Genomic DNA, 19,081 nt, shown 5'->3' on the forward strand with positions numbered 1-19,081 from the left:
GTACATGGATAAACAAATGCAGAAACGTCAGAGGTTTAACAAAGGTTATGCGCTGCAGCTAACGACTATTTTTTTGGGCTTTATCATTTTTGGAATTTCGGAAAATATTAAAGGTCCAGCAATCCCGCGAATTCAATTCGATTTTATGCTCGATGAGATGGAGCTTGGCACATTGCTGTCGCTTAATGCGCTGGGCTATTTGATTGCCTGCTCCTTTACAGCCATTCTTACTCACAAGCTTGGCATTAAAGCGGTAAGCATCATGGCTTTTGGGTCGATGCTGCTGTCGGGCGTTCTAATCTTTTTCTCCCAAAGCTATCCGGTATTTACATCGTCCTATTTCTTAATGTACATAGGAAATGGCATGCTGGAAATTAGCTTGGCTATTCTTGGCGCGCGGATTTTTGTGAAAAACACAGGCACGATGATGAATTTATCTCATTTTTTCTATGGAATCAGCTCTACGGTCGCCCCTATGATTGCTACAGGATTAATGACGGTAACTGTATTTGGCCATACGCTTGATTGGCGGGGAATGTATTTAGTGATGCTTTGTTTATCTATACTGCCTATGATTCCAGCATTTCTAAGCAAGTTTCCTGGCGATGATTTGTTACAGGAGGATCGTTTGCCGCTGAAGAGCTTAGTGCGTGATCCAGCTTTGTGGCTGCTCGTGCTTATTCTCTCCTTTGGCGTCGTATCGGAATTGGCCGTGGGCGGATGGCTCGTCAATTTTCTGGAGAAGGCCTACAAGTGGGATACGGTATCCGCCTCTGGCATGCTGTCTATGTTTTTTCTATGCTTCTCGGCAGCGAGGCTGCTGCTCGGCCCCGTAACAGACAAAATCGGCTTTAATCTTTCACTTATTATTTTCGCAGCATTCTCCGCTACATGTACCTTTATTGCGATATTGGGAGGGGAATCGGCAGCCTTCCTATTCGCAGCGGCAGGAATAGGAATTGCGCCTATCTATCCAACCGTCATGGCGTTTATCGCCAAACGATACCCAAAGGGGAGCGATACGGCGATTACCTTTACCGTTACTCTAATGGGAATTGGGAGCGTCATCGGCAATTATGCCATTGGTGCGATAACGAAAGGGATCAAAAACAGCTACGGAGCCAATACAGAGCTGGGCTTGCTTCGCGGGCTGCAGGCCGGCTACGGCTTTATCGGCTTATGTGCCTTCATTTGCGCCGTGTCTGGCTGCTTCTTGTATCGCTACTTGAAAGCGCGCAAAGAGCTGATTTAAAGGTGACGCTGCGTGAAATAGAAAGCCCGACAGTCCTCCTTGGACAGCCGGGCTTTCTGCTTAATAATGACACAATCCCTTGTGTCTTCACCTATATTTTTCAAGTAAAATAGGAGTGAAAGGGATTACATTATCGGGAGGTAATATAATGGCACATTATACAATTCATCCTGAAAGATTTACCCTGCACGGCTCTTTCTCACGAGATTTTGAACCTCTATTATCGATAGATTCTGGGGATGCCATTCGTTATCGCACGCTGGATGCGGGATGGGGACTTGAGCCATTCTCGGCTTCTGGCGTACGTGAACGATTTGAACCAAGGGAACGCCCACGGGATGGAGGGCATGCGCTTTGTGGGCCTGTTGCCATTCGCGGTGCAGAGCCTGGGATGACGCTCGAAATAAAAATAAATGACATTCATCCTGGCTCATGGGGATGGAATAGTGCGGGTGGTTTTCCGCATCCAATAAATAATAGATTAGGCATTGCAGATGGTGCGGAATATCATCTTAATTGGAAGCTAGATGCAAATGCAATGATCGGCACCAGCGATAAAGGGCATAAGGTAACATTGCGTCCCTTTATGGGGGTGATGGGAATGCCTCCGAATGAACCAGGCATTCATTCTACGTATCCTCCTCGTTATTGTGGAGGGAATATCGATTGTAAAGAATTGATCGCAGGAAGCATATTATATCTCCCGATTCCAGTGTCAGGGGGGCTGTTTTCAGTCGGTGATGGACATGCCATTCAAGGGGATGGAGAAGTCGGATGTCCCGCATTAGAGTGTCCAATGGAGCTGGTGGACCTTACGTTTACGGTTCGAGAAGATATTAGCTTAACGATGCCAAGGGCAAAAACGGCTGCGGCGTGGATCACGATGGGCTTTCATGAAGATTTAAATGAAGCAACCTTTATCGCTCTTGAGGGGATGTTAAATCTTATGAAAGAAATATTTGGGTTTGATCGTAAAGAAGCTCTTGCTTTAGCTAGTCTTGTCGTTGATTTAAGGATTACGCAAATCGTAAATGGTGTCCGTGGTGTGCATGCTGTGCTTCCGCATGGCGCGATCAGATAAGGTGAACACATAATACTAAAGAAAGAATGCTAACGAAACGCTACGGACTCGTTAGCATTCTTTTTTGCGAATAGGTGGTTGCGAAGGGTTCTGCTCATTATTGCCGCTTCAGCTTGGAGAAAAAGTCTTTGAAAATCGGGTCGCGATGGATGTGATCGACATAACGGATCAAATGCCTCGATGAATCGAAGCTCCACCGAAATTGATCAGAGATGTGCGGACTAGGCACAAGTGAGCTTGGTGTCCATTCGGGATTAATCGTATAAGCAATGGTTGTCATATCCCAAATCACGCGTGAAGCGCCTAAATGATCCTTTGTACATTTCTCGAAAATATCGTAAAGGTAGTGTCCGATCTCGCCTTGCTCCCTCACATATTCCCGAATTTCGGGCAAGGTAGTCGTAAGATGAGAAGTAACGCCCATACATGGAATGAGCACAAGCGGCACTCCGCTATCCATCATGATACGTGAAGCATGAAGATCCTGCTGGAGATTAAATTCACGAGTATCCTGCCACTGAAACGAGTGGCCGCCCAGCCATACTACGACGATTTTACGAATAATTTCCGGCTGCATCAGAATGGCCGAAGCTACATTTGTAATAGCACCTATAGCAAATACATAAAGTGGATCTTCATCCGAGGAGGCCATCGCAAGCTCGACCAAATGACGTGCCGCCGGGCTTTCAACAAAGGTCTCAGGTCCTGGCAAATAACTCTCAGACCCCGGATATGACGGCACCGAGCTCTTCATTAGTTCTAGAACCTTCACAATCTCGTTATAGCTTTTCTCCATTCCATCCTTTGGACCATCGGATAGCTCATTATGGAAGGGAGCAGCATAAATCGCTTGCAATGAGATGCTCTCTGGTGACAGAAGGGCGTAGCAGATTGCGAATTGATCATCGATTTCATTAAAGGTATCGGTGTCGAGCACGGCTCGTACCTTTCTGTGAGCGGGCTCTAATCGTTTTACTCTGTCCTCATTTGAGATTACTGGAAATTGTACGGTCATCGATGCAGCCTCCTCTATTTACTTAACGCTGTAAATATAACATGATAGAAGAAACTTTTTTATCATGATATGGCTATCATTCTTATAGAAACTGGCTAACTTTATTGTGAAAAAAATCGGTGCTGGAGGATGGAGAGGAATGAATATGCTCGCTAAAATGGTTTTTTTTCATCATACGACTAGAGAGAAAGGCTTCCGAGTAGGGCCTCACCAGCATCATTCTTATGAATTAGTATACTATCTGGACGGTGGAGGCCAGGCCGTTATCGAGGAGCATAGCTATCCGTTTCATGACAATTCCTTTACTGTTATTCGGCCTGGGAGCGTACATGATGAAGTGCATACTACGGATAGTCAAGTTATGTTTATTGGCTTTCATGTGGCTCCTCACATCCATATTCCTACTGGCTTCTTTGCAGAAGAAGTTCATCAAGGCAATTACCCGATATTGTCACTGCTGTTGCAGATGAAAGCTGAATTTATCAATAAGCAGCCGCTTTATCAGGAGAAGCTGAATTTACTGACAAGTGAGATCGTTATTGAGCTTTGCAGAAGGTTTCCTCCGAAAAACCAGCAGCAATTACATACGGACCCGCTGCACTATGTTCGCAATTACATGGATGAGCATTATCAGCAGGCTTTAGGAATTGAAGAGCTTGCAGCTCTAGCGGGCTACAGCTATGATCGATTTCGTCATCTATTTAAAGAGAAAACAGGCTTATCACCTCAAAAATATTTGTTGAATCATCGGATTACTCATGCCTCTCAACTATTGCAGCATACAAAACTGCCGATCAATGAAATCGCGCTAGATGCCGGGTTCTCAACAGCTGCACAATTTTGTCATTTTTTCAAGAGAGAATTAGGGATTACCCCGCGACAGCATCGGTTAGCTCATTTGCAAACCTAGGGCCAATTCGAGCATAACAGGTAACCGCTTGACGCGGCTTGAACTTGTCGACGCAGTTTGGTTATGTCAGAATGTAGATAGCTGCATATGTTGATTTTTATTGTTGTTTGTTAATATATTTTGTTGTTTGTTTGTGTGGTTCATAATGAGAGGGAGGCTTATGATGTTTGCTGCGCAGCGTAGAGAGAAAATCGTGGAATGGTTGAAGCTAAAGGGTCAGGTTGTCGTTAAGGAGCTGGCGAAGGAAATGAATGTCTCCGAGGGAACACTCCGTACTGATCTCCGGATGCTTGAGGATGAAGGTGTAATTGAACGTACGCATGGCGGCGCCGTTCTAGCGAACAAGAAAAATAGTTTTCGAGGAGATTCGTTCGTTGCGCGAAGCGAGATGAACTATGCGGAGAAAAGAGCAATCGGCCAGCAAGCTGCGCAGCTCGTCACCAAGGGGCAATGCATTCTACTCGACGCAAGCTCGACCGTGCTTGAGCTGGCGAAGGTGCTTGCCGATTATGATTATTTAACGGTAGTCACGAATGGGCTCGATGCCGCTATGACGCTTAATCAGAATCCGCGGATCAATGTCATCCTAATTGGAGGTGTTCTTAGATCCGGTTCAAGAACGGTAGAGGGCGTACTCGGAAAAAATTTGCTTGATGGCATTCATGGCGACTTGTTCTTTACCTCTGCCGAAGGAGTTAGTGTGGAAGAAGGCATGACCGATTTCAGCTTATACGAGGCGGAGCTTAAGAAAAAAATGGCTTCTAATGCGAGAAAAACGATTGCGCTGGCTGATCACACTAAGCTAGGCAGACGCTCTATAGCGACATCAGTGGAATTGGCTGGCATTCATACCCTTATCACAGATGGCAAAGCGGATAAACGATATTTAGAAAAAATAAAAGGTGTAGAAATTATAATAGCTGCAGCAAATGACAACAAATAAGCTGTCATATAACAGCATTTGAAAACGTCAATAAAAGCATTCAATCGTTGACAAATGATGATAAATGAAAGGAAAATAGAGGAGGGATGAAACGGAGGGAGCTGCACAATGCTGAATGAGATCGAAGGCTATATTATAGATTTGGATGGAACGATATATAGAGGCAATCAGGCGATTGACGGGGCGATGGAGGCCATTGATCATCTGAAGAAGCACGGAAAAAAGATTGTTTATTTAAGCAATCGCGGAAATATTTCCCGGGTGATGTGCCAAGAAAAGCTTCAGCGAATGGGGATTTCAGCCGCAATTGACGAAATTCTGCTAACCTCAACGGTTACTGCACAATATTTGCGAATGCACGAGCCGCTTGCTAAGGTTTGGACGCTTGGTGACTATGGGCTGAGAGAGGAACTGCAATCTTGGGATATCGACATGGCGAAGCATCCAGAGGAAGCAAATCATTTAGTAATTACACTGCATGAAAGCTTGACCTATAAGGAGCTGAATCAGGCCTTTCGAGCTGTAAGCAGCGGAGCGGAAATTATAGCAACAAATGCCGATAAATCTTTTCCAGGAGAAGATGGAGAATCGATTGATGTCGCTGGAATGGTAGCGGCAATCGTTGCTACAACGGGGAAGGATGTTAAGCTTGTTGTCGGCAAGCCGTCAGCGATGATGGCAGAAGCGGCCTTGCGCACCCTCGGTGTGACTCCAGAGCGTTGTTTAGTCATAGGCGATAGCTTGGCTTCCGATATTGCTTTAGGGAAGAGAGCAGGGATAAAAACCGCACTTGTTCTTAGTGGTTCATCCAGCAGTCAAGATGCATTACTAGCAAATGAACAGCCAGACTGGGTTTGGAATTCAATTTCGGATTTGATCCCATTACTAGCGCTGAAGGAGGAGCTTATATGAGCGATATTTTAGCTACTATTAGAGAACAAGCGTCCAAGGAAGAAGGAATGGATCTTCGCGTGCTCGACATGGGCCCCGTTGTATTGGAAGCAGGCGCGATCAGTAAAGTTGCCCCTTATCTTAAAGAAAGCTTATACCATAAAGTGATTATCGTTGCGGATGAAACGACCTATGCCATTGCTGGACATTCGCTTGAGGTATCAATTCATGCAGCGGGCATCGATGTCCATGTATCCATCATAAAGCCCAATTTGCAAGGGGATGTTATTGCGGATGAAGCGTCCCTAGTGCAATTAATGCTGGATATCAAATCACAAGCGGCTGAAGCTGTAATCGCGGTTGGTTCAGGAACGCTGCACGATATTGCCCGGTTCTCAGGATACACAACGAATGTTCCGTTTATTTCCTTACCGACAGCACCGTCTGTAGATGGATTCAATTCCAAAGGAGCGCCTGTAATTCTACGTGGAGATAAGATAACGATTCAGTCGATCGGACCTTCAGCTATTTTTGCGGATTTAGATATATTGGTGCAAGCTCCCTCTGCACTTGTTGCAGCTGGCTTTGGCGATATGCTTGGCAAATTCACCTCGTTATTTGATTGGAAGTTCGGGGCATTGGCAGGTGGCGAGCCGTATTCACAAGTAGTAGCAGATTTAACCGAAAAGGCTCTTCTTCTGTGTGTTGAGCATGTTGATGAGATTGCCAAACGGAGTCCAGAAGGCATCAGACTTTTAACAGACGCTTTGTTAACCTCTGGCTTCGCGATGCTGCTATTTGGACAATCTCACTCTGCCTCGGGTGCCGAGCATCATCTCTCGCATTATTGGGAAATGGAGTTTCTGCGCCTGGAGAGAAGACAAATTCTTCACGGTGCAAAAGTAGGCGTTGCCTGCGCAGAAATTTCTTCTTTCTATCACGAGCTAGCTAGTGGAGACTTGAGCTTTCTTACAGCAGAGCAGCAGGAAGCTACTCGGAAGCTAATCAGTCAAATACCGGATCAACAAACGATTCGTCAGTTAATCGAAGCGGTTGGTGGTCCGACAGAGCCGAAGCAATTAGGAATTGATGCCGCTTTGCTAGAGAGAAGCTTGAGAGAAGCCCATCGCATTCGGCCTAACCGTTACACCCTATTGAGAACGTTTAATGAACGATGATTTCGCACACGCTAGGTTTCTATTGAACTAGTATGATCAACACAGTATGCTAAGGGTAAAAAGGTGAAGGAGGACTGTCATGGCTACCTATGATAGTTTTCATAATTACGCTTCTCTCTCCAATGGCACGATTGTTGCAGGGCACTTCAACGAGCCTGATCGATATATGACAAGCCGGCCTTCTGGTATGTCGGATTGGCTAATTACGTATACGCTGGAAGGCAGCGGATATTTTCGCACTCCTGCGGGTGAGGAAAGCTGCTCGGCGGGGGATGTTGCGTTATTGCGCAGCGGTGTTTCCCACCAGTATGGAACGGCTCCGGGCAGCCAGTGGAATTTTATATGGGCTCATTTTCCGAATATGATTGAAACCAATTATTTACCTGCGGACGAAGTTATTATTCAATCTCTGGGTAAGGCTCATCTGCAGAAAAGAGTCTATCGTGCCCTTAGAAATGTTATTCAGGATTCAAGAGAACAGCGGTCCTTCTGGATCGCATTATGCGAAAATGAAATTCGCAGTATTTTGCTGCTTATGGCTGAACGCGGCAGGCGCAAAGTAGATCCGAGAGTGGAGGAGTCACTGCATTATCTTTCCAAGCATATGAGAGAAACCGTTCGTATTGAGGATGTTGCCAAATCGGTTGGGTTATCCAGCTCTAGGCTCTCTCATTTATTTAAAGAAGAAACGGGCTCGACGATCGTTGAGACGATGAACGCGATGCGCATTCGGCAGGCTGCCTTGCTTATTAAACACTCTGACCGGACAGCTACTGAGGCTGCTTTCGATGTTGGCTTTCAAAACTACAACCACTTCGCCTATTTGTTCCGTGAGCAGATGGGCACAAGTCCGAGGGAATACATTAGGCTATCGGAAGATAGCGGTGGGAGAAATCAATAAATCGGCTTTATTGATGCAAAGGCCAGCAGCTTAAGTTGAAGCGGCTGGTCTCTTCTATATAAGTTGAACTAAACATTTGCGTTTTGGTCGCTGCGCGAGTAGATCATTCTGAAGGGTCGCTGTTGCAGCCAGATTCTTTGATTTCCTAAGACATTTAAAGGTAAGAATATGGCTGCAAAGGCGAACACTTCGTTTCTAGAGAAACAATCTTCTCGCTTCGCTAAATCTTCATTTTTTTAAAATATAGGAAAGGATATCATTTCGCCATACTTTCTCTATATTTCTCGAAATGAAACGCGCTGGCGCCGCCAAAGGACGGCGATAGCCGTTTCACCTTGGTTCAAGGTATATCGTTTAATGAGAAGCAGCGTAGCCTGCACTTCGTACAATAGAAACCTTACATGAGAGCTGTTTCAGATGGCTACATTGTACTATTGCAGGAGATTTAGCTCCAAACCAACGAATATCGCCCTATACTAGGCAACCTATTGCACAAACTACAGTGTACGTATTGAGTCAGGCAAGTCACGTCGATTACGTTGTACAAACTGCAGCGTAGCCTCATCCTATCGCGCTATTTCTTTACCATTGGTTTCTAAAACTTAAGTTCAACTTATATAATTTAAGCTAAGATCTATTTTGCTGACGAATTCTTCCATTCCTCATGGTCAGCTTGGACTCGCTTCCAGAGCTGATCCTTCTCCAAACCGCTATAGTTAACTAGCTTTTCTCCAAATTGCTCACCGAGCAGCTCCAGCCACACTGATTTTGTTTGAATCTCCGTTTTAGTCATACCGCTTCGGTCAAGCTTTTTCCATATGCAGCCTCGCAGCTCATGGCCTTCTGCTTCATTCCTATTTTTAATCAAAAACCACTAGCATTGCATAAACAAAAATCAGATTTGTCAAGTGCGATCACCGAAAAGCCTATATGAGAAAATTGTTCTAAATATGTAATAATTAAGGTGGCTTTACCCAAAGAAAAAACCTTATGATTAGGGAAGAAGACAGTCCTGTCCAAATCCCTACTCATAAGGAGATCGCATGGACAAGGATACTACAAAATCCACTTTTAAGGAATACCTTATTCCTCTTGATCGAGAATTTTTATTGAACCAGATTGCAAAACTTGGACTGGATAAGTACACGAAGAAGCTGGATTCCGTTACATTCTGTAAGTTGTTTATCTTTGCACAGTTGTGCCAAGTCAAGAGTTTGGCTGACATCAGTTTGGACGTTCGCATGAGTGAAGAGCTGCAACGAGAACTGGCATTGGAATCGATCAGTGCTTCGCAGCTTTCCCGAAAATTGCGAGACTTGGATCCAGGTCTATTCGATGCGACACTTGGCCATCTCATTCAGCAGATTCACAGGGAATACGGCTTTCAGAAAGGAACGGCAGCACTTGGACGGTTGAATCTGATTGATTCTTCCACGATCTCTCTCTGTCTAACGAAGCATCGGTGGGCAGAATTTCGCAACACGAAAGCTGGCATCAAGATGCATACCCGCGTAGTCTATCACGAACAGATGGTAAGTCCAGATAAAGTCGTCCTTAAACCGGCAAAAGCCTCGGACAAGACAGAGATGAACGAGCTTGTCGTGCAGGAACCGGATGCGATGAATCTGTTTGACCGCGCTTATCTCGATTATGACTTATTCGACCAGTATTGCGAAAATGGTACGCGATTCATCACTCGTTTGAAGGCTAATGCGGTCGTCACGGTCCTTGAAGAGAAGGTTGTGAATGCCGAGGGACCCATTCTAAGAGAAGCCATCGTGCGATTAGGCAAGCCTGGTGTAAACCAAATGGAGCATACGCTGCGGTTAATCGAAACACATGATAGCAAGGGCAATCTCATTACCATCATCACGAATGAAAGGACCATGGAGCCAATCGAGATTGGCGAGCTCTACCGTCGCCGCTGGCACATCGAGTTGTTCTTCAAGTGGGTCAAGCAGCATCTGCACATTAAGCGGTTCTATGGTATCAGCGCCAATGCAGTCTATACGCAAATCCGCATTGCACTCATCACGTATTGTCTGCTTCTGCTTCTTAAGCGAAAGATTGCGTTCCAGGGTAACTTATTAATCATCTATAAACTGATGCAACGTTGCTGGGACGAGCCCTTGATAGCGATGATCCGAAAATGGTACGGGGACCGCACCCGAACATCCAAGGGGCGACGGACCTACGATCATGAGCGCATATTTGCGGAGACGCTACAGCAATTCGAGAATGGTGAAGAAGATCACTTGGACGAACTGGCATATGATCCGGTAATTTAAATATCTAACATTATGTGGATAATGGATTGTCTGAATCACAGCACCCCTTGTCTTTTTGGCACTAACTGTCATGATTTTATATTCTGAAAATTCTCACTAACCATAGGTCTCCTTTCTTTTACTAATACTGTAACCTGGATAAGCGCTTGACAAGACTATACGATTTTTATGCAATGCTAGTGATCAAAAACATATTAAACCAGGGAGATTCCGGTGAGCGGCTGTAATATTCATGCTTTGGCATAAATTCCTCAAGATCCTTTATAGGCGTCGGATCAAAGTCTGCACCAACAACGGAAGCAAGCGGATCATGCTCTAAACGCCAGCCCCTATCGACAAGGCTAGACGCTGTCAGCTTATAAGTAAAAGGAGCTTGTTCATACGTTGCAAAGTGGAAAGGCAAAGGCTCGAAGAGCATATCCCCGAGTCCTACGTCAATGATCCAGGTTTCTTCTTCCTGCCCACCATTCAGTAATTGGACAGATAGTCCAAGATGAAAGGAATTGATCCGAGGCTCAGTGCCTAACGGCTGAACGCCAGCCCGGTGTAAACAGACCTTATAACCGAGTGAACGCAGCAGCACGCTGAATGCGCCATTCAAGTGAAAACAATAACCGCTTCTTCCGCTTATAACAAGCGCGATGGATTGCTGGAACTCCATAGATGCGGGTCTGCCTGTGAAAATATCAATTGTTTGCCAAGCGAGAGCTTTCACATGAGCCTTATGAAGCTCGAACAAATAGGATTTTGTTGGCGGCTGGATTTCTTTAATGCCGATTCGATTTAAGTATGCTTTTATTTCATCATTAGTCATCAGGTACATGCGGACACCTCGTTTTCTTGAAATTCAAGCACTGGCTATACGAGTATCGTATAGGAGAAACGCATAGGACTCAATATGCAAAAAAAAGCAGTTGTACCGATACAGCTGTTTTTTCTTCATTGATCGATATAAAAATCTAAATTGCTGCACGCATAGTTATTGTAGTCAAGTATCCGTACATATACTGATGGTAAGAACATTGTGAGAGGAGACAACTTGGTGAATAATCAGGTGCGATATTATAAGCCCTTTGTTGGTCCATTTGATCCGTGTCCACCTATAGAAATAAAAAGCTTCAGCGTGCCGCCGCAATTGTTTATTTCTTTTCAGCCGCCCAATTTGCCGCAGTTTTCGCCCTACGAAGCACTTCGATACGGGACACTGTGGCCTGCGTTGTTTAGTCCATATGACTCAAAAAATGCCAGACAGGAAGCTGGTGATTAACTGATGTCTGCTATTTTGGATGAGGAGTATTACAAGCTGCTTCATGAGCTGCAAGCGATTGATTTTGTGCTAGTGGAATTAAACTTGTATTTGGATACGCATCCGACCGATGTGAATGCTATACAGCAATATAATCAATTCGCTCAAGTAAGGCAGCAGGTCGCACATAATTATGAATCGAGATATGGTCCTTTGAAGCATTTTGGTCAAAGCTTATCTGGCGTGCCTTGGTCATGGAATGATACGCCTTGGCCGTGGCAGGTGTGATTACAGGTTTGGCTAAAGCAGACGTTGGAGGAGGTACCCTGCATGTGGGTATATGAGAAGAAGCTGCAATACCCTGTTCGAGTTAGCAAATGCGATCCATTGATGGCTAAGTTCCTCATGGAGCAATATGGCGGTGCCGATGGAGAGCTTGCCGCGGCGCTTCGATACTTAAACCAGCGTTACACGATACCCGACAAAGTTATTGGTTTGCTTACGGATATAGGGACAGAAGAATTCGCCCACCTTGAGATGATCGCGACCATGATCTACAAGCTGACCAAGGACGCGACCCCTGAGCAGCTAAAAAAAGCCGGACTAGGTGCGCATTACGTTGCTCACGACAGTGCTTTGTTTTATGAGAATGCTGGTGGCATCCCATGGACCGCGGCCTATATTCAAGCGAAAGGTGATCCGATTGCGGATCTGTATGAGGATATTGCGGCGGAGGAGAAGGCGCGGGCGACGTATCAGTGGCTGATTGACCTGACTGATGATGTGGATTTGCAGGACAGCTTGAAGTTCCTACGGGAGCGGGAGATCGTGCATTCGCTGCGCTTCCGGGAAGCGGTGGAGATACTTAAGGAAAAGCGGGATGAGAAGGTGTTTTATTAAAGGTGGGCCTCTCTGCAGCGATTTGGCTGTGGGGAGGTTTTTTTATTGTATAGGAAACTATGCATTCTCCGAACTTGTGGATGACGATACTGCGGGAGCAGTCGGAGAGCAGATAACGAAAGCTAACGGAAGCCAGAGACGCTAAAGTTCCATTTTTGGCTAGCGTCACATTTTAACGGAAGTCAGAGACGCTATTCCGCAGAAATGAGGCGAGATCGGGCATGTAGGGTACAAATAGAGGTCTGTGTTTCCGTTAGAATCTTGAAACGGAAAATAAAGGCGATTTAGCGTCTGTGGTTTCCGTTAGAAGTGTGAACTGATGCGTCTGCGATTTCGAGTCACCCGTAAGGGGGATTCTGTGCATTATGCTTGAACTCTTTATAGTCGATTTGCGAGAGTTGTGATGGGGAATAAGAAAAGTTCTAAACCAGCCGTTTTGGACAGTGTAATACTGAGCGGTGGGAGTCCACGTATGGTTGGTTCCCCTACCATAAAGAATGGCATGAAAATGATCGTGGGGGCTTAGCTCAGCTGGGAGAGCGTCCCAATAGCATGAAGTTACTGCAAAAGTACAGGATAGCTTCAGCACTGGGAGTAGGAGACGTGAGGATTTGAGTAACGGCATGGAGCGTGGGGGAAGTTGAAGGAAAAGACGATGCGTGTGTTTGTTTGTGTGAAGGATATGGAGCCTACACCAACATGCCTAGAACAAAGGCGGCAGCAGTACGAGCTTTGCCGTTACAGTCAATCATAAGAATGAGTATAGGCTATCCTGCACATTTGCAGGGTAGCCTACTCTTTTTAATGGTTTAGGGCAGCTATCCTGTACGTAAGCAGGATAGCTGCCCACAATGGAGATAAAATGGCTGGAGATGAGCTGAAATGACGATCTATAATGCGTGAGTACAGGATAGGTCAGCTAGAGCGTCCCAATCGCACGAAGTTACTGCAAAAGTGCAGGATAGCTTCAGAGCTGGGAGCTGGGAGCTGGGAGTAGGGGAAGTGAGGATTTGAGGAGCGGCATCGAGCATGGGGAAAGTTGAGGAAAAAGACGATGTGTGTGTGAGTTTTGTGATGTATAGGGTGATACACAAACATGCATAGAACAAATGCAGCTAGCTGCAGCACGAGCTCTGCTCGTGACAGCCAATAAAGTAAACTTTCCCGCGCATTTGCAGCATAGCTGCCAACAATGGAGACAAGACGGCTGGAAATGAGCTGAAACGTCGAGCTATACCTGACCCCGCAGAGATGAATGACGGCGTTAACGCGTCGCGACTGCCTTGGCAGCGATCCTGCCGCTAGGCTCTTATAAATTAACCCAGTGAATTCTATTAAACACATTTCATAGGAATCCCCCCCATCACAATCGGTTTGTCCCGTTATGTTTCAGATACAGTTCTATTATGATTAACCTAATCTCTTACATAGCGATGGCTGATGTATCGGATAACGGAATGGCACCATGTTTCCGCAAGATAGAAAAAGCATTGCAATCAGGGGAGTAAGACATAGCCATAACACGGCTAAGCAATTAAATGGAGGTGAATTGCTGAGATATCCACCTGAATCATAAAGTTATTTCAATATTTATGTATGCGCTTAATAAAGAACGAGACTGGGTGCTTGGACATTGAAAGCCTATGACCATGATAGTACAAGCTATGCGATAAATACGGATGGCGATCTACTAAAAAATGATATTTTCGATCTTTCAACAATGACGAAATTAAATGAGTAATTGAGAAACAGGGGAGAGCGTAGCCGTTCCTCCTGTCTCTATATAAGGGAGGAACCTTCATCGTGAGACGTAAATCGTATTTGCTCAGCTTAATTTTATTAATGTGCTTTGTATGTGTAGCTCCTCTGGTTACGTATGCAGATGCCGCTCCTTCCTTTACTTTAAACGTGACTAACAACCAGGTAGCGTTAGGCAATGAGCTGCAGATTACCGTTACTGGGAATGATTTGAAGGATGTGTATGGATATGAATTCATTCTCAATTTTGATCAAACCTTGCTGGAATATAAGGGAGTTCAAGGCGGCATATCCGGTGGATTCTCAATCAAGCCAATGGTCGAAGGTAATCAATTGCGATTTGCAAGTACTAAGTTACATAAAGTAGCGGGTGACAGCGGTGCCTTAAATTTAGCGACCCTAACGTTCAAAACAATTCAAGAAGGAACCGCTGCACTTGAGCTTAAATCCGTTCAGACGGTGGATAGCCAAATGACCGGACATCTGTATCAACCAGATACGAAGGTGAGCGCATCGATTACTAGCAGTAATCCAAGCAATCCAGGCAATCCAGGCTCTGGAGGTCCGGGAACTGTTGTAAACCCGCCAATTGATCAGTCAACACCAGGGATACTAAATTCGGACGTGAAGCTGAATGCTGAAACGAAAATAGCAACAGCAATTGTAACCCAGGCAGCTTGGGATAAGGCGGTCAATCAGATAGCAGCCAATGAAAAAGGAGTAAAAAATATAGAGGTTGTCATGAAAGAAGTACCAGGTGCAGCAGCCTACGAATTGGAGTTACCGACATCCGCTTTTGCAGGTAATGGAGGTTTGGTTCAAATCAAAGTAACTTCGCCGCTTGGGACTATTTTAATATCCAATAAAATGTTTAATGTCGGTGAAGTAACTGCCGGTAGCATAAGCTTGAGGATCGGAAAAGTAGATGCCAGTGAGCTAGATCAAGCGCTAGGGAAGCAAATCGGGGATCGACCTGTTAGAGATATAAGCCTGTATGTCGATGACAAAAAAATCTCTTGGAACAACCCGAATTCTCCTGTAACGGTAGTCGTGCCCTATTCACTGAGCACAGAAGAATTAAAGAGCCCTGAGCATATCGTTGTATGGTATTTAAATGAAGAGGGAAAAGTGGTTCCGGTTCCTAATGGCAGGTATGATGCCACTACGAGAGCAGTCGTTTTTTCGACTACACACTTAAGCAAGTACGCTGTAGCATTTGTTCAAAAAACATTTGACGATATTTCTGCATTGGATTGGGCAAAAAAACAGATTGAGGTTTTGGCATCCAAAGGGATTATCAACGGTATCTCAGACAAGGCGTTTGCTCCTCGTCAGTCCGTTACACGCGCCGACTTTCTAGTCTTGTTAGTACGGACTTTAGAGGTTGACGTAAGTAAGGGAGCCGGAAGCGAATTTGCGGATGTAAAAGAAAGCGATTATTACTATGATGCTGTAAAAATCGCTAGAGGCCTCGGCATTACGGAAGGCGTAGGCAACAATAGTTTCCTGCCTCACGAGCCAATTACAAGGGAAGACATGATCGTATTAACAGAGCGTACGTTGCGAGTGGTTAAACAAATGACAACAGACGCGAATGAGGAACAACTGAGCCAATTTAAGGATCATGCGAAAATAGCAGATTATGCTGTTCAAAGCGTTGCTGCAATGGTCAAAATGGGACTTGTTCAGGGAGCTGGGGGCGCGATCGATCCAAAAGGAACAACGAATAGAGCTCAAGCAGCTGTTTTGATGTATAACATTTATACAAATTTGTACAAGTAGGAATTAGACGACTTCTTTCGATTCTAGTTCCATGACGAAATAGTACTAGAATCGAAAGAGAGATTTTTTTGCTAGTAATAAAGGAGGTGATATTCATAAAATGAGAGGTCCACCTTAAGTAAACTAAGTTTATCAAGATATTTGGTATGCGCCATTAAAAGTTTACTAGTTTTACTATTCGATTTGTAAGTGTTTAACAAAGGAATTGTAAAGGAAATCTCATCAATGAAAACCTAAAAAGGGAATCACAAGCAGTATAAAATATGATTAATGTGAGGGGAAAAATATGAATTCGATCTCGAAAAAATCTAAACCAGTCGCATTGCTTGTACTTGGTTCGGTGTTGCTATCTTCGCTTGGTCTATCAAACGCAAGTGCGGCTGAAGGCGCAACACAGCCTGTAATCTCCAGTCAAGTGAAGGAAATACTTACGATTGATGGCAAGAAATACAGAGATTTAAACGGTAACGGTGAACTGGACATTTATGAAAACTGGGAGAAATCTACAGCGGAGCGCGTGGCCGACCTCATTTCGCGCATGAGCGTGGCGGAGAAAGCTGGCCTCATGAATATCACCTCTAATCCTAACGCTACTACCGTCAACGATTTCATCGAGAATCGTAACCTACGTTACTTCATCTTACGCGATAATCCTACTGCCTTCGATATCGCTACACGGAACAACACGTATCAGAAGATCGCAGAAGCCACACCGCTGGGTATCCCGATCGTATTTACCTCCAACCCGCGGAACTACATTGCAGAATCTCTCCAGTTCGGCTTCCAAGAGGCTTCTGGACAGTTCTCCATTTGGCCCGGAGCTTTGGGCATGGCGGCAACACAAGACCAAGCTCTTAACCGCGACTTTGCAGAGATCGCCCGCGAAGAGTGGCGCGCGTCCGGCATTCGCAAAATCTACGGCTCTACAGTTGAGGTCGTGACAGAGCCGCGTTGGCGCCGTATCAGCGAATCTTTCGGAGAGAGCCCTCAGTTAAACGCGATGATAGCCACTGAGCTTGTCAAAGGCTTCCAAGGGGAGGAAATCAACAGCGATTCTGTAGCTCATACCATCAAGCACTTCCCAGGTGACGGACCAGTATTAAGAGGTTTGGACCCGCACTTACCACACGGCAAGTATACGCTCTACCCGACGGCTGGAAGTTTATTTGAGTATCAGCTTCCACCGTTCCAGGCTGCAATTGCAGCAGGAACGAGTTCGATCATGTCCTTCTATAACGTTCCTAACAACGAGATGAGTGCCGATCAGCTCCCGAAAGAGCTTTGGTACTCTGAAACCGAGCAGTTCGAGCAAGTGGCAGGTGCCTACAACAAGGGTATCATCACTGACCTGTTGCGGGGCGAGCTGGGCTTCAAAGGCTACGTGAACAGTGACAGCGGCGTGTTGGCCAACATGGCCTATGGTGTGGAGAGCCTGCCAATTGAGCAGAAGTTCGCCAAGGCGATCCGCGCGGGAACTAGCATATTCTCTGACAGCAACAACCCGAGTGGACTCATCTCCGCGGTTAACACGGGTGTGCTCGATGAAGAAGAGCTCACACCTCATTTGACGCTTCTGCTTTCGGAGATATTCAATCTCGGACTGTTCGAGAACCCGTACGTTGACCCGGCTGCGGCTCAGGCAATCGCAGACTCCACGGCAAACCAGGAACGTGCCGACGAGGCTCACCGCAAGTCGGTTACACTCCTTCGCAACAATGAGGGACTGCTGCCGCTGACCGATGAAAAACTCGCAACTACGAAGCTGTACGTTGAGGTTTTCAACGGTAACAACAGTGCTGCTCAGACTGCTTCAATGAAGGCACTCATTGCTAAGGAGGATCCGTCAGTAAACATCGTAGGCACGCTCGAGGAGGCAACCGCAGCCCTCGTGGTGTTGCGTCCGAGAGCATACGAGTACCCTGACCTCTCCACAGTGGAGATCCAGTTGGGCACACTCACTGGTATCAACGTTGATCGTGTCAAACAAATCCAGGAGGCTGTTCCGACTGCCCTCGTAGTCAACATGACCAATCCTTGGGTTATGAACGAGGTTGAGCCCGGTGCTGCAGCTGTCGTGGCAACCTACAACGTCAAGGCTGAAGCGCTGCTCGACGTGCTGCGCGGACGTTACAACCCTACAGGTAAGCTGCCGATCACGGTCCCAGCTAACCAAGCGGCAGTAGAGAATAACGCGCCGGACGTACCAGGCTACGCCGAGTCGTTCGATTACACGTATACGAATGCAGTTGGTGACGACTACACATTTGGTTTTGGATTATCTTACGAAGCCAACGTTTCTGACATTAGTGCTACGCTAACCGGAGAAACTTCTGTAGCGGGTGGACAAGACTTTAGCTTGAACTTTGGTCTGGATAAAGTAGCTCAAAACGTATATGCGCAAGAGCTTACTCTTAATTTTGATCCGGCTAAATTGGACTTTGTTGATGCAACTTCATTGAAAACAGGTTTGGAAGTCATCAGTAAAGAGGTGAAGGCGCCAGGGAAAGTACGAATTATTTTCGCGAGCCTAGGGGAAGGGAATGCGATTAATTCGGATGGCGATCTATTAAGCTTACAGCTTAAAGCAAAATCGAATACACAGATTGCTACTACTGATGTTACGCTAACTAATATTATTTTGGCTGATGGAAACGGTGTTGAAACACCGCTTGCCGAAGCTTCCAAAACGATAAGCATTGGATACACTAAAGGCGACCTGAACGGCGATGGCAAAGTGTCCATTGGTGACCTTGGCATCGTTGCCGCAGCATTTGGTAAGACAGATCAAAGCCCTAACTGGGCTAGCTTTAAGGCAGCGGATGTAAATCCAGATGGGAAAATTGATATTTTCGATCTATCCACTGTTGCACAATTAATCGAATAAATGCGAAGCAAAGGGATTCCGGGATGCAAATAGGTCTCCCTGAACGAAAAAC

Annotated in this window: 15 protein-coding genes and 1 pseudogene; 13 read left to right on the forward strand and 3 right to left on the reverse strand. The window is 45.7% G+C overall.

The window, feature by feature from the left end; translation table 11 throughout:
• Nucleotides 1-4: 4 nt before the first annotated feature.
• On the forward strand, nucleotides 5-1,252 hold the full coding sequence (locus MHI37_RS11225) for an MFS transporter (protein ID WP_076339463.1): 1,248 nt from the start codon (nucleotides 5-7) through the stop codon (nucleotides 1,250-1,252).
• A 148-nt stretch (nucleotides 1,253-1,400) separates the two neighbouring features.
• Entirely contained in the window at nucleotides 1,401-2,333 is a 933-nt protein-coding gene (locus MHI37_RS11230) for an acetamidase/formamidase family protein (protein ID WP_076339464.1), read from the forward strand.
• A 97-nt stretch (nucleotides 2,334-2,430) separates the two neighbouring features.
• Here the strand turns inward: MHI37_RS11230 and MHI37_RS11235 are convergent, their stop codons facing one another.
• Nucleotides 2,431-3,348, reverse strand: coding sequence for a nucleoside hydrolase (locus tag MHI37_RS11235; protein WP_076339465.1), 918 nt, complete (start codon nucleotides 3,346-3,348; stop codon nucleotides 2,431-2,433).
• 139 nt (nucleotides 3,349-3,487) lie between these two features.
• Here MHI37_RS11235 and MHI37_RS11240 point away from each other — a divergent pair, with 139 nt between their 5' ends.
• The 5 genes from MHI37_RS11240 (at nucleotide 3,488) to MHI37_RS11260 (ending at nucleotide 8,171) form a co-directional block, all read left to right on the forward strand.
• The gene (locus MHI37_RS11240; RefSeq protein ID WP_083676529.1) at nucleotides 3,488-4,258 is read left to right on the forward strand and encodes an AraC family transcriptional regulator; all 771 of its coding nucleotides are present in this window, start codon (nucleotides 3,488-3,490) and stop codon (nucleotides 4,256-4,258) included.
• A 160-nt stretch (nucleotides 4,259-4,418) separates the two neighbouring features.
• The gene (locus MHI37_RS11245) at nucleotides 4,419-5,201 is read left to right on the forward strand and encodes a DeoR/GlpR family DNA-binding transcription regulator (protein ID WP_256710694.1); all 783 of its coding nucleotides are present in this window, start codon (nucleotides 4,419-4,421) and stop codon (nucleotides 5,199-5,201) included.
• A gap of 108 nt (nucleotides 5,202-5,309) precedes the next feature.
• Nucleotides 5,310-6,113 carry an HAD-IIA family hydrolase gene (locus MHI37_RS11250; protein WP_076339467.1) on the forward strand — a complete coding sequence of 268 codons (804 nt, stop codon included), beginning with the start codon at nucleotides 5,310-5,312 and terminating at the stop codon, nucleotides 6,111-6,113.
• On the forward strand, nucleotides 6,110-7,270 hold the full coding sequence (locus tag MHI37_RS11255; protein ID WP_076339468.1) for a sn-glycerol-1-phosphate dehydrogenase: 1,161 nt from the start codon (nucleotides 6,110-6,112) through the stop codon (nucleotides 7,268-7,270). The genes MHI37_RS11250 and MHI37_RS11255 overlap by 4 nt, the downstream gene beginning before the upstream one ends.
• A 79-nt stretch (nucleotides 7,271-7,349) precedes the next feature.
• Nucleotides 7,350-8,171 (forward strand): helix-turn-helix domain-containing protein, encoded by an 822-nt coding sequence (locus MHI37_RS11260; RefSeq protein WP_076339469.1) that lies wholly within the window; start codon nucleotides 7,350-7,352, stop codon nucleotides 8,169-8,171.
• Between the two features lie 634 nt (nucleotides 8,172-8,805).
• Here MHI37_RS11260 and MHI37_RS11265 read toward each other — a convergent pair.
• Nucleotides 8,806-9,039 carry a hypothetical protein gene (locus MHI37_RS11265; RefSeq protein WP_076339470.1) on the reverse strand — a complete coding sequence of 78 codons (234 nt, stop codon included), beginning with the start codon at nucleotides 9,037-9,039 and terminating at the stop codon, nucleotides 8,806-8,808.
• Between the two features lie 175 nt (nucleotides 9,040-9,214).
• On the opposite strand from MHI37_RS11265, the gene MHI37_RS11270 reads away from it, so the two are divergent.
• Nucleotides 9,215-10,459 carry an IS4 family transposase gene (locus MHI37_RS11270; RefSeq protein WP_076340182.1) on the forward strand — a complete coding sequence of 415 codons (1,245 nt, stop codon included), beginning with the start codon at nucleotides 9,215-9,217 and terminating at the stop codon, nucleotides 10,457-10,459.
• 181 nt (nucleotides 10,460-10,640) lie between these two features.
• Here MHI37_RS11270 and MHI37_RS11275 read toward each other — a convergent pair.
• Nucleotides 10,641-11,282, reverse strand: a pseudogene (locus MHI37_RS11275) (arylamine N-acetyltransferase); the annotation flags it as partial.
• Between the two features lie 219 nt (nucleotides 11,283-11,501).
• On the opposite strand from MHI37_RS11275, the gene MHI37_RS11280 reads away from it, so the two are divergent.
• From MHI37_RS11280 to MHI37_RS11300, 5 genes are all read left to right on the forward strand, one after another.
• The gene (locus MHI37_RS11280) at nucleotides 11,502-11,726 is read left to right on the forward strand and encodes a spore coat associated protein CotJA (RefSeq protein WP_076340099.1); all 225 of its coding nucleotides are present in this window, start codon (nucleotides 11,502-11,504) and stop codon (nucleotides 11,724-11,726) included.
• A 3-nt stretch (nucleotides 11,727-11,729) separates the two neighbouring features.
• The gene (locus MHI37_RS11285; protein ID WP_076340098.1) at nucleotides 11,730-11,993 is read left to right on the forward strand and encodes a spore coat protein CotJB; all 264 of its coding nucleotides are present in this window, start codon (nucleotides 11,730-11,732) and stop codon (nucleotides 11,991-11,993) included.
• A gap of 42 nt (nucleotides 11,994-12,035) precedes the next feature.
• Complete coding sequence (locus MHI37_RS11290) at nucleotides 12,036-12,605, forward strand: manganese catalase family protein (RefSeq protein WP_076340097.1); 570 nt, start codon at nucleotides 12,036-12,038, stop codon at nucleotides 12,603-12,605.
• A 1,803-nt stretch (nucleotides 12,606-14,408) separates the two neighbouring features.
• Entirely contained in the window at nucleotides 14,409-16,145 is a 1,737-nt protein-coding gene (locus MHI37_RS11295) for an S-layer homology domain-containing protein (RefSeq protein WP_076340096.1), read from the forward strand.
• Nucleotides 16,146-16,431: 286 nt separating this feature from the next.
• Nucleotides 16,432-19,029, forward strand: coding sequence for a glycoside hydrolase family 3 N-terminal domain-containing protein (locus MHI37_RS11300; protein ID WP_076340095.1), 2,598 nt, complete (start codon nucleotides 16,432-16,434; stop codon nucleotides 19,027-19,029).
• The last annotated feature ends 52 nt before the right edge of the window (nucleotides 19,030-19,081 follow it).

The organism is Paenibacillus sp. FSL H8-0548 (assembly GCF_038630985.1).
Lineage (GTDB): Bacteria > Bacillota > Bacilli > Paenibacillales > Paenibacillaceae > Pristimantibacillus.

Bases quoted from the DNA above. Each gene is read 5' to 3' on its own strand.
- MHI37_RS11240 (WP_083676529.1), top strand. From the start codon at position 3,488: ATGAATATGCTCGCTAAAATGGTTTTTTTTCATCATACGACTAGAGAG.
- MHI37_RS11270 (WP_076340182.1), top strand. From the start codon at position 9,215: ATGGACAAGGATACTACAAAATCCACTTTTAAGGAATACCTTATTCCT.
- MHI37_RS11230 (WP_076339464.1), top strand. From the start codon at position 1,401: ATGGCACATTATACAATTCATCCTGAAAGATTTACCCTGCACGGCTCT.
- MHI37_RS11300 (WP_076340095.1), top strand. From the start codon at position 16,432: ATGAATTCGATCTCGAAAAAATCTAAACCAGTCGCATTGCTTGTACTT.
- MHI37_RS11245 (WP_256710694.1), top strand. From the start codon at position 4,419: ATGATGTTTGCTGCGCAGCGTAGAGAGAAAATCGTGGAATGGTTGAAG.
- MHI37_RS11290 (WP_076340097.1), top strand. From the start codon at position 12,036: ATGTGGGTATATGAGAAGAAGCTGCAATACCCTGTTCGAGTTAGCAAA.
- MHI37_RS11260 (WP_076339469.1), top strand. From the start codon at position 7,350: ATGGCTACCTATGATAGTTTTCATAATTACGCTTCTCTCTCCAATGGC.
- MHI37_RS11225 (WP_076339463.1), top strand. From the start codon at position 5: ATGGATAAACAAATGCAGAAACGTCAGAGGTTTAACAAAGGTTATGCG.
- MHI37_RS11285 (WP_076340098.1), top strand. From the start codon at position 11,730: ATGTCTGCTATTTTGGATGAGGAGTATTACAAGCTGCTTCATGAGCTG.
- MHI37_RS11250 (WP_076339467.1), top strand. From the start codon at position 5,310: ATGCTGAATGAGATCGAAGGCTATATTATAGATTTGGATGGAACGATA.
- MHI37_RS11255 (WP_076339468.1), top strand. From the start codon at position 6,110: ATGAGCGATATTTTAGCTACTATTAGAGAACAAGCGTCCAAGGAAGAA.
- MHI37_RS11235 (WP_076339465.1), bottom strand. From the start codon at position 3,348: ATGACCGTACAATTTCCAGTAATCTCAAATGAGGACAGAGTAAAACGA.